This is a genomic window from Nitrospirota bacterium (genome assembly GCA_040757595.1).
Classification (GTDB): domain Bacteria; phylum Nitrospirota; class Nitrospiria; order Nitrospirales; family Nitrospiraceae; genus JBFLWP01.
Genome location: JBFLWP010000016.1, coordinates 1 through 11,359 on the forward strand (window position 1 = coordinate 1; position 11,359 = coordinate 11,359).

The 11,359-nt window shown below is 65.5% G+C and carries 9 protein-coding genes; all 9 read left to right on the forward strand.

All coding sequences use genetic code 11. The annotated features are described in order from the left end of the window. Positions 1-1,143: TolC family protein (locus AB1411_13590; protein MEW6544624.1), on the forward strand; the 1,143-nt coding region annotated here is incomplete at its 5' end. Further along, positions 1,140-2,399: an efflux RND transporter periplasmic adaptor subunit gene (locus AB1411_13595; GenBank protein ID MEW6544625.1), complete on the forward strand. Its 1,260-nt coding sequence runs from the start codon at positions 1,140-1,142 to the stop codon at positions 2,397-2,399. The genes AB1411_13590 and AB1411_13595, both read left to right, overlap by 4 nt. Positions 2,400-2,492: 93 nt before the next feature. Continuing rightward, positions 2,493-5,606 carry a CusA/CzcA family heavy metal efflux RND transporter gene (locus AB1411_13600; GenBank protein ID MEW6544626.1) on the forward strand — a complete coding sequence of 1,038 codons (3,114 nt, stop codon included), beginning with the start codon at positions 2,493-2,495 and terminating at the stop codon, positions 5,604-5,606. An 88-nt stretch (positions 5,607-5,694) separates the two neighbouring features. After that, positions 5,695-6,108 carry a tetratricopeptide repeat protein gene (locus AB1411_13605; protein ID MEW6544627.1) on the forward strand — a complete coding sequence of 138 codons (414 nt, stop codon included), beginning with the start codon at positions 5,695-5,697 and terminating at the stop codon, positions 6,106-6,108. Between the two features lie 39 nt (positions 6,109-6,147). Further along, on the forward strand, positions 6,148-6,510 hold the full coding sequence (locus tag AB1411_13610) for a TSUP family transporter (GenBank protein ID MEW6544628.1): 363 nt from the start codon (positions 6,148-6,150) through the stop codon (positions 6,508-6,510). A gap of 32 nt (positions 6,511-6,542) precedes the next feature. After that, on the forward strand, positions 6,543-6,902 hold the full coding sequence (locus tag AB1411_13615; GenBank protein ID MEW6544629.1) for a cytochrome c: 360 nt from the start codon (positions 6,543-6,545) through the stop codon (positions 6,900-6,902). A 57-nt stretch (positions 6,903-6,959) separates the two neighbouring features. Then, positions 6,960-7,316, forward strand: coding sequence for a hypothetical protein (locus AB1411_13620; GenBank protein ID MEW6544630.1), 357 nt, complete (start codon positions 6,960-6,962; stop codon positions 7,314-7,316). Between the two features lie 294 nt (positions 7,317-7,610). Next, a complete protein-coding gene (locus AB1411_13625; GenBank protein ID MEW6544631.1) occupies positions 7,611-10,202 on the forward strand; it encodes a PAS domain S-box protein in 2,592 nt (863 codons plus the stop codon). A 128-nt stretch (positions 10,203-10,330) separates the two neighbouring features. After that, complete coding sequence (locus AB1411_13630) at positions 10,331-11,347, forward strand: sodium:calcium antiporter (protein ID MEW6544632.1); 1,017 nt, start codon at positions 10,331-10,333, stop codon at positions 11,345-11,347. Positions 11,348-11,359: the final 12 nt, after the last annotated feature.

Here is an 11,359-nt window from a genome sequence, read left to right on the forward strand (position 1 = left end):
GAGATCAAGGCGGCGCGGAAGCGATGGGAGGCGGCCCAGGCCATAGTCCCGCAGGTGCAGACCCTCCCGGACCCCAAGCTCCAGCTCGGGTATCAGCGCATGCCCATGGTCGAGCCGCTGCAAGGGGCCATGTACGGGTTCGGCCAGGAAATCCCGTTTCCCGGCAAGCTGCAGCTCAAGGGTGAGGTCGCCCTGAAGGAGGCGGAACGGTTGGAGCAGGAGTACCGCGCGACGCGGCTCCGCCTCATCGCCGCTCTGAAAGAGGCGTACTTCACGCTGCACTTCGTCCACAAGAGCATCGAGATCGTGGAGAGGAACAAGACCCTGTTGATCCAGTTCGAGAAGACCGCCAAGTCCCGCTACAGCGTCGGACAGGCCGCCCAGCAGGACGTCTTCCGCGCCCAGGTGGAGATCTCGCGGGTCCTGGACCGGCTGGCCGTGCTGGAGCAGCAGAAGGAGAGCCTGCACGCCGCGATCAACCGGCTCCTCAACCGGCCGCCGGCCGATCCCTTGGGCACGCCGGAGGAGATCCAGATCCCGATCCTGACCGTCTCCCTGCCGGAGCTGACCAAGCGGGCCGACGCCTTCTCGCCCGCGCTGCTGGCCTCCGCCAAGGGGATCGAGCGGAGCGAGCAGGCGGTCTCCCTCGCCCGCCGCCAGTTCTACCCCGACTTCGACATCAGCGCGCTCGGCACCAGGAACGACCTCATCAACGACAACGGCTATCAGGTGATGCTGGGGATCAAGATCCCGCTCTTCTACGAAACGAAGCAGCGGCAGGGCGTGAAGGAGGCCCTCGCGACCCTGTCCGGCGCCAGGGAAGACCTGGCTGCCACCCGTCAGGACATCCTCTTCCAGGTGAAAGACGCCTTCGTGCAGACGCAGCGCGCGGAGCGGCTGATCACGATCCTGCGGGACGCCATCATTCCCCAGTCCACCCTGGCTCTCCAGTCCGCGCAGACCGGGTACGCGGTCGGCAAGGTGGACTTCCTCACGCTCCTGAACAGCCTGCTCACCTTGCAGGAGAGCCAGTTGGAGCTGCACGGCGAGATGGTCGCGCACGAGAAGGCGGTGGCGAGGCTGGAAGCGGTCACGGGCGGGCCGCTGGCCGCCAAGCCGGAGGCGGGGAGGCCGTCGCCATGACGCGTCGGGCCCTGGCCGTCGGCCTCACGGCCCTGCTCGTGGCGGGCCTCGCCGCCTCCTACTGGCTGGCGACGCAGGAACCGGCGCCTTCGCCGGCCGGCCCCATGAAAGACTCCATGCCCGGCATGCCGGAGACGCCGGGGATGGAAAAAAGCCGTGAGATTCACCCGTTGCAAAAGGAGGAGCAACGGGTCCCCGACGTGAAACGTGAAACGGAAGCCCTCACGCCGGAAGGCGGCATCGTTACGATCGCGCCCGAGCGGCTCCAGACGATCGGCGTGAAATACGAGCCGGTCGCACGCCGCCCGCTGGAGAAGACCGTCCGCACCGTCGGCCGGGTGACGGTGGACGAACGGCGCCTGGCCAAGGTGACGATCAAGTTCCACGGCTGGATCGAGACCCTCCTCGTCAGCGCCACCGGCGACCACGTCAAGAAGGGCCAGATCCTGTTCACGATCTACAGTCCCGACCTCGTCGCCACCCAGGAGGAGTACCTGCTGGCCCTGCAGGGCAAGAAGCAGCTCGGCCAGAGCGAGTTTCCGGAAGTGGCGCGCGGGTCCGAGGAGCTCCTGGAAGCCACGCGCCGCCGCTTCCAGCTCTGGGACATCACCGAAGACCACATCCGCGAGCTGGAGAAGACGGGGAAGGTGCTCAAGACGCTCCCGATCCATTCGCCGATCACCGGCACCGTCATCAAGAAGGTGGCGCTGGCCGGCGCGCACGTGGACCCGGGCGAGGAGCTCTACACGATCGCCGACCTCTCCCGCATCTGGCTTCTCGCCGACATCTACGAATACGAGCTGGCCTTCATCAAGGTCGGGCAAGGGGCGACCGTCACCCTGTCCTACGACCCGACGACGAAGCTGCACGCCCACGTGGGGTTCATCTATCCCACCCTGGACCCCAAGACCCGTACCGCCAAGGTTCGCTTCGAGCTGGACAACCCGGAGGAGAAGCTCAAACCGGACATGTACGCCAACGTGGAGCTGAAGGCGAACCTGGGCACGAAGCTGGCCGTGCCCCAGGAGGCGGTGATCGAGTCCGGCCAGAAGCAGCTCGTGTTCATCCACCACGGGGGAGGCCGTCTCGAGCCCCGCCTGATCAAGTCCGGAGTCAAGACCGAGAGCTACTACGAAGTCGTCGCGGGCCTCAAGGAGGGGGAGCACGTGGTGACCTCCGCCAACTTCCTGATTGACAGCGAGAGCCGCCTGAAGGCGGTGGTCGAGAGCATGGGTGGGATGGGGATGAAGCCGTGACGGGTGAAGGGTGATCTGTGATGAGCAAAGACGACCAAGGGCGTTCCTATCAAACCCGTCACTCATCACCGATCACCCATCACGGGCTTGAACATGGTTGAAAGAATCATCGAGTTCAGTGCGAGAAACCGCTTTCTCGTCTTCCTGCTGATCTTCACCAGCGCCGCCGCCGGCCTCTGGGCGCTCAAGCAGACCCCGGTGGACGCGCTTCCCGACATCTCCGACACGCAGGTGATCGTCTACACCACCTGGCCCGGCCGGTCCCCGGACCTCGTCGAGGACCAGATCACCTACCCGATCGTGACCGCGCTGCTGTCCGCGCCCAAGGTCACCGTCGTGCGCGGGTTCTCGGACTTCGGCTACTCCTACGTCTACGTCCTCTTCAAGGACGGCACCGACATCTACTGGGCCCGCTCCCGGGTACTGGAATACCTGAACCAGCTCGCCGGGCGCCTCCCGGAGGGGGTGACGGCGCAGCTCGGACCGGACGCCACCGGCGTCGGGTGGGTCTTCCAATACGCCCTCGTGGACGAGACGGGCCAGCACGACCTGGCGGCGCTGCGCAGCTTCCAGGACTGGTACCTCCGCTACTGGCTCCGCAGCGTGGACGGGGTCGCCGAGGTCGCCAGCATCGGCGGGTTCGTGCGCCAGTATCAGGTCAACCTGGACCCGACCAAGGTGCTGGCCTATCGCCTCTCGATCCCGTCCATCGTCGAGACGATCCGGCAGAGCAACAACGACGTGGGCGGCCGGGTCGTGGAGTTTTCGGGGATCGAGTACGTGGTCCGCGGGCGGGGCTACATCAAGCGCGCGGAGGACATCGAGAAGATCGCGGTCGGCGTGAGCGAGAACGGCACCCCGGTCCTGCTGCGCGACGTGGCCACGGTGCGCCTGGGGCCCGACATGCGGCGCGGGCTGGTGGAGCTGGACGGGCAGGGCGAGGTGGCGGGCGGCATCGTCGTGATGCGGTTCGGGGAGAACGCCCTCACGGTCATCGAGCGGGTCAAGGCCAAGCTGAAGGAGATGGAGCCCTCGATGCCGAAGGGCGTCAAGGTCGTCGCCACCTACGACCGGAGCGACCTGATCCGGGAATCCATCGCGACGGCCAACGAGAGCCTCGCCGAGGAGCTGATCGTCACCGGCGTGCTGATCATCGGCTTCCTCCTCCACCTCCGCTCCGCCCTGCTCCCGATCCTGACCCTGCCGCTGGCCATCCTGATCTCCTTCATCGCGATCTACTTCACGGGCGTCGGGCTGCACATCATGTCGCTCGGCGGCATCATCGTGGCGATCGGGGACATGGTGGACGCGGCGATCGTGATGGTGGACAACGCTCACAAGCGCCTGGAGGAATGGGAACGGGGCGGCCGTGAAGGAGACCGGACGCAGGTGCTCATCGAATCGGCCAGGGAAGTCGGGCCGGCCATGTTCGCCTCCTTGCTCGTGATCGCCGTGTCCTTCCTGCCGGTCTTCGTCCTGGAGGCGCAGGAAGGCCGGATGTTCAAGCCCCTGGCCTTCACCAACTTCCTGGGCATTGCGGCCTGCGCGGTGCTGGCGATCACGCTGATCCCGGCCGCCCTCCCGACCGTCATGCGCGGCCGGATCTTCCCAGAGCAGCGGCACCCGGTCAGCCGGCTCCTGCAGGCCCTCTATTCACCCGTGCTGCGGGCGGCGCTGCGCCACCGGCTCGTCGTGCTGCTTCTGGCCGTCGCCCTATTGGCGAGCGTCGTCCCCGCCTACCAGCGGCTGGGCTCCGAGTTCATGCCGCCGCTGTACGAGGGCACGATCCTCTACATGCCGACCACGCCGCCGGGCCTCTCGGTCACCGAAGCCGCCAGGCTGCTGCAGACGATGGACCGGAAGCTCCGCGCCTTTCCCGAAGTCGAGCAGGTCTTCGGGAAGGCGGGCCGGGCCGAGACTTCGACCGACCCGGCGCCGTTCAGCATGATGGAAGTGGTCGTGACGTTGAAGCCGAAGGCCCGGTGGCGGCCCGGCCTGAGCCACGAGGCGCTCGTGGACGAGATGGACCGGGCCTTGCAGTTTCCGGGCGTGACCAACGCCTGGACCATGCCGATCAAGAACCGCATCGACATGCTGACGACCGGCATCCGGACTCCGGTCGGCATCAAGGTCTTCGGGCCGGACTTGAAGCAGATCGAAGAGATCGGCAAGCGCATCGAGGCGGCGGCGAAGGACGTGCCCGGCACCCGCAGCGTCTACGCGGAGCGGGTCTCCGGCGGTTATTTTCTCGACTTCGACATCAACCGCGAGGAGATCGCCCGCTACGGGCTCAAGCTGATGGACGTCGGACGGATCATCGAAACGGCCATCGGAGGCGAGAACATCGCGACCACGATCGAGGGGCGCGAGCGCTACCCGATCAACGTCCGCTACCTGCGCGAGCTGCGCGACGATCCGGAAAAGCTCAAGCGGGTCCTGGTGGACACGCCGACCGGCGCGCAGGTGCCGCTGGCGCAACTGGCGGCGCTCCGGTTCGTGAGCGGGCCGCCCATGATCCGCGACGAGAACGGCATGCTGGCCGGCTACGTCTACCTCGACATGGCCGGACGGGACGTGGGCGGCTACGTGGACGACCTCAAGCGGGTCGTGCGCGCGCAGGTGCCGCTGCCGCCCGGCTACACGATCGCCTGGTCCGGCCAGTACGAGTTCATGCAGCGGGCCTGGGAGCGGCTGCAGCTCGTGGTCCCGCTGACCCTGCTCATCATCTTCGTCCTGTTCTATTTCACGTTCCGGTCCGTGGCCGAGACCTGGATGGTCATGCTGGGCCTGCCCCTGGCCCTCGTCGGCGCCGTCTGGTACCTGGCCGAGCTGAACTACAACATGAGCATCGCGGTCTGGGTCGGCATCATCACCGTGGTAGGCACGGCCGCCGAAACCGGCGCGGTCATGCTGGCCTACCTGGACGAAGCCTGCAAGCGGCGCCAGGCGGCGGGCGGGCTCAAGACGATCGAAGACCTGATCGAGACCGTGCACGCGGGCGCGGTCGAGCGCGTCCGGCCGATGGCGATGATCGGGCTGGTGGACGTACTCGGGCTGGTGCCGGTCATGCTGGCGACCGGTACGGGCGCGGACGTGATGAAGCGGGTGGCGGCCCCGCAGGTCGGCGGGGTCTTCTCCGCCATGATCCTGACCTTGATCGTGATCCCGCCGATCTACGTCCTCTGGCGACGGTGGAAAGAGAGATAAGGAGGACCACCCCTGAACCGATGCGTGGGCTTCCGTGGCAATTCAAGGTGGAATGTGGCATCTACTTTAGCGTGATGAGGAAGGGACTATGGCCTGGAAAGCACTGACGCCCATAGGGCTTGCAGTCACCTTGTTGGGCAGTAGCGGATGCGCGTCACAGCCGGCCCAGAAGCTTCTCCCCGCCCCGGCGGGCACACCAACTGCCGCGGCTCAATACAATGTCGAAGGAATCCAGGCCTATGATCAAGGCCAATGGGAGCGCGCCAAGCAACGATTCGAGGCGGCTATCCAGGCGTCACCGGAACTGGCGGAAGCCCATTACAACCTCGGCCTGGCGTTGTACAAACTGGGGAATCTCCAAGAGGGCGACAAGCACTTCATGAAGGCGGCCAACCTGGCCCCAGGGCACAAGGTCATCTGGGACTCCCCGCCCCTGCGAAACGTCTACGTGCCGTCCAAGTCCGTCGAGCCTTCCGACGGACACTTCGGCCACCGCCACTAGCAGCTCACGCGCAATATCTTGAGAAAGGAGGGACAGTCCATGGGCGACGATGTGTTCTACGTATTGGTAGGCCTGGTGGCGGGCATGCTGAGCGGGCTCATCGGCATAGGAGGAGGGATCGTGATCGTCCCCGCATTGGTCCTGCTGTTCGGCTTCTCGCAGCACCAGGCTCAAGGGACGACCTTGGCCCTCATGGTGCCGCCGATCGGACTTCCGGCGGCATGGACCTATTACAAACACGGCTCCGTCAACTTCGAGGCTGCCCTGCTCGTGTGCCTCGGCTTCTTCCTGGGCGGTTTCTTCGGAGCCAAGCTTGCGACCGGATTGCCCAACGTCATTCTCGAACGGCTGTTCGGCTTGGCCATGCTCGCGATCGCGCTGAAGATGCTCTTCGCGCGGTGACGGGGCTAACCATGCGGCAAGGAGGAGGCCTCGTGAAAATCCAGAAGCTCGTCATGGGGATTGGCGTCCTGCTCGTGGCCGGTTCGTGGAGTCTGGCCCTGACGATCGCCGGCAATCCCGAGAACGGCCGTCTGATTTACGAGCGGCTCTGTCTTCGCTGCCACGGCGAGGCGCTCGACGGGAAAGGACCGGCAGCGAGATCGCTCAGCGTGCCGCCCGCGGACTTTCACGCCTACTCCTCTCGAGTGAAAGACGATTTCGAGCTGCTGCTGACGATCCAGCGGGGCAGAACGTTCACGGAGATGCACCAATGGGAGGACAAGTTGACGGACAAGGAGATCCGCGACGTCGTCGCCTACATCCGCAGCGCGATCCCCGGTGTCAAGCCATAAGCCGCTGGAGGCGCCGGCACGAGGATGTTAGCAAGCCCGGATCAAATGGATGAAATGATGCCACCGTCTCTTCGACTTGCCCTCATCCTATCGGCTTGCGCCGTCCTGCTCGCGCTAGCGGGCTGCGTGGGCATGTATCCGGACCGTCTCATCGCGCGGCAGGACCATGCCGGGCTCGCCCTCCATTACGCCCACGAGGCTCGAGAGCTGAACGAGAAGGCGCATGAGTGGGAGACCCTGGCCAAGCTGTATGAGAAGCATCCCGACGTGAACGCGAAAGCCGAGACGGCTCAGTTCGCCGAACGTTGCCGGACGATCGCCCGGCACTTGAGGCAGGCAGCGGAGGAAGCCGAGACGCTGGCTGCCGCCCACCAACAGACTCTCTCAAAGAACGCATCCGATCCACGTCCGTGATGAGTTTTGAGTCACCGGCATCGGGGCTCAGGCCGCTTCCAACGGCGAGCAATTGAGCGATCCCCCCAGTCCGTACATGTCGAGGCGTAATGAAACAGGTTGCCCGGCCCCCTCGGTCCCAAATTTCTACACGTGGGAACGGCATGTCAGTGTACGAAATTGTACGCCATACGTAAGCCCTTGATACCCTTGTAACTCACAAGCCATCCTTCGCGATCCTTGAGGCCTGGCTTTTGCTCTGTGCCAGTGGCCTCTCGATTGGGTTCTGAGCCGGTCCGCCAACTCAGAGCTGTCATGACCACTGCTTCATTATCATCCGAGAGCAACAAGCTGTACCGGCGCCTGCCTCTGCTGATCCTCGCCATCGGTCTCATGGCGGTGCTCAGCGGCGTTCTCGCTTTGCGCTACCTCCAAACCAGGATGATCGGCACGGCCGGCGAGGGGCTGGCCCTGGCCGCCTCGGACATCGCAGACAAACTCAGCCACGAACTCTTCGAACGATACACCGGCTTGCAGATCTTCGCCAGGACGGCTGAAACCTACATGCACGACCGTTCAGCCTTGACCGCCTATCTCGAGACGGTACGGCGGGTGTATCCCGTGTATCTCTGGCTTGCCGTCGCCGATGCGACGGGGACGATCATCGCTTCGACCGATCCGGCCAGTGTCGGAAAGGATCGCAGCCGGCAGCCCTGGTTCCAATTCGCCAGCGGCGAAGCTCAGGTCTATGTCGGTGAGGTCTCGTCCTCTCCGGACGCCGGCAAATCGCGGGTCGTCTCGATCGCCGCCCCGATCACCGATCGGCCGGGCCGGTTCGCCGGCGCCGTGGTCGCCCATGTCGGAATAGCAGCACTGGAGGATACGGCGGTCAGGAGCCTCCGCAGCTTCCAGGCTATGAAAGGATACTACGGTCGCCTCGAATATGAGCTGCTGACCAGCTCCGGAGAGGTGTTCGTGGATTCCCTCAAGCGGGGAGAGGAATCATTGAACCTCAAACACCTGGGGCTGCCGTCCGCGGAACTCCTCTCGGCAGGCAAGCCCGGCTACGTGAGCGAGATGCACCTCCGTCGCCACGTCCCCGTCCTCACCGGCTACGCCCAGACGGAGGGCTATGGCCGGTTCCCGGGACTGAAGTGGGGCATCCTCATTCGACTCGACGAACGCGACGTCCTCTCCCCGATCCGCAAGGTACAAAGGGTCCTGGCCCTCGTAGCCGCCCTGGTATTCGTCCCCGTCTTGGGGTTCCTTCTCTGGACCAGCGCTCGGCTCCGTCGCGAGGGGGCCCAGGCGCAGGAACAGCACGCCCGCGCGCAGGAAGCCGAGCAGAGAATCCGCGACATCGTCGAGCACAGCACGAACCTGTTCTATTCGCACACCCCGGACCATGTCCTGACCTACCTGAGCCCTCAGGCTCGAACCTACCTCGGATACGATCCGGCGGAGGCCCGCATTAGATGGACAGAGTTTCTCACTGACAATCCCTGCAATCAAAAGGGCGTCGAGCTGACCCAGCGGGCCATTGACACGGGCCAGGCCCAGCCGCCCTATGAGCTGGAGCTCAAGACGAAGGACGGGCGCGTGATCTGTGTAGAAGTCCATGAAGCGCCCGTCGTGCGGGACGGCAAGACCGTGGCCGTCGTCGGCTCGCTGACCGACATCACCGAGCGCAAGAAAGCGGAAGCGGCTCTGCAGGAGGCCAACGCAAGGCTATCCGCGCTCATCAGCTCGTCGCCGCTCGCCATCGCCGTCCTGAATCCGGACGGCAGGGTGGGCCTGTGGAACCCGGCGGCGGAGGCCATGTTCGGCTGGACGCGCGACGAAATCATCGGGCGCTCGCTCCCGATCGTGCCCCCGGGCCGGATGGAAGAGCACCTAGCCCTCCGGTCCCGGACCTTGAAGGGCGAGGCTATCACCGGGATTGAGCTCGTCAGGCAGAAGAAGAGCGGAGCGTCGATCACGATCAGCCTGTCCACGGCCCCCTTGCGGGACTCCAACGGCACAATCACCGGCATCCTGGGCATCATGACCGACGTCACGCAGGCTAAACAGCTCGAGCACCACGCCCGGAGGTTGGAGCACATGGCACTGCTCGGCCAGTTGATGGGCGGGATCGCGCACGAGATCAAGAACCCCCTGTTCGTCCTGACCGGTTCCATGCAACTGCTGAACGACCGGCTGGCCAACAAGGAATATGCCGACCTTCGGGGCGATCTCGACAGGATGGACGAAGCCGCGAAGCGCATGATGCAGAGCATCCAGCGGTTCCTGACCCTGGCGCGGCCGGCCCCTCCGGCACAGGAGGTTTGCGCGGTGCAGGCCATCCTCCAGCAAACCCTGGACTTTCTGCGTCACGAATTTCTCACGAATCAGGTCAGTGTGGAGGCCAATCTCACCCCCGATCTCCCTTCTATTGAGTCCGATCCGAGGCTGCTCCAAGAGGTCTTCCTGAACCTCGTTGTGAACGCGGTCCAGGCCATGCGCGAGGCGCACGGGAAGGGGAAGCTGACCGCGTCTCCGCGTCCCCGCGTCCCCGCGTCGGATCATGCAGGACACGGCGACACGGAGAAGGGGCGACGCAGCGACATTGACCACTGGATTGAAGTCAGGATCCAGGACGACGGGCCGGGGGTCGCGCCGGAGCACCGGGACAAGCTCTTCGAGCCCTTCTTCACAACGAAGCCGCCCGGCATCGGCACCGGGCTCGGCCTCTGGACCGTGCGCTCTAACCTGACCACGCTCGGCGGCGCCGTGACCTTCGAGACCGAGGTCGGACAGGGCACCACCTTCATCGTCCGACTGCCTCTGGTGAGAGAACAGACGCGGGGATGGGGGGGACACGGAGGCGCGGTGAGTGAGAACCGACGCAGAGACACGGCGAAGGGGTGAAACGGCGAGCGCCGCGTCTCCCCGTCTCCCTTTCCCCGCGTCGCTTTTGCCTCCGCGTCGGCTGCCCAAGGCGCCCCGTGACCCGTTCCCCTTCCCAGTCCGGGCGGCTTCGTGGATAATGCCATCCCATGCCCTGGTTGGTCTTCCTCCTCAGCGCCGTCGCCGTCGTCCTCGCCGGGACGAAACTCTCGGAGTACGGCGATGAGATCTCGGAACTCACCGGCCTCGGCCGCCTGTGGATCGGCGTGGTCTTCATGGCCGCCGCCACCTCCCTGCCGGAAGTGTTCACCACCGTGAGCGCCGCCTGGCTGGGCGCCCCGAACCTGGCGGCCGGGGACCTTTTCGGCGCGGTCATGACCAACATGTTGACCTTGGGGATCATTGACCTGGTCCATCGCCAGAAGCGCGTGTGGCAGCAGGCGGCCCTCGGGCATACGCTGGTCGCCTCCCTGGCCATGGCACTGGTCGGCCTCGCCGCCCTGTTCGTCACGGTGAAGCTCAACGTGGCCCTCTGGGGCATCGGGCTCGACAGCTCGCTGCTCATCCTCGTCTACGTCCTGGGCATGCGGGTTGTGTTTCGTCAGGAGGACGTGGAACGCCGGCGGAGGGAGCAGGAACGGATCGTGGAGGCGCTGGAGGCGGCGGAAGCGCGGACCGAAGGCCGGAAGGCCGAGCTTCGCCGGGCGGCGGTCGGCTTCGCCGCCTCCGCCCTGGCTCTGCTGGCCGCCGCGCCGTTCCTGGCCTCCTCGGCCAGGGAGATCGCCGACCTGACCGGCATCGGCACGACGCTCATCGGCACGACGCTGGTCGCCCTCACCACGTCGCTGCCGGAGCTGGTCACCTCGCTGGCCGCCGTGCGCCTGGGCGCCTTCGACCTGGCCGTGGGCAACCTCTTCGGCAGCAACGCCTTCAACATGAGCGCGTTCTTCTTCGCGGACCTGGCCTACCGGTCCGGGCCCCTGCTCGGCTCCGTACAGGGCGCGCACGTCGCCACGGCCCTGTTCGGCATTCTCCTGATGAACGTGGGGCTGATGGGGATCATCTACCGGGCGGAGAAGCGCTTTCTCTTCATCGAGCCGGACAGCCTGCTCATGATCGTGGGCTACACTCTGGGGATTTGGGTCCTGTTCCGGCTGGCGGGATGAAGACGACGACGA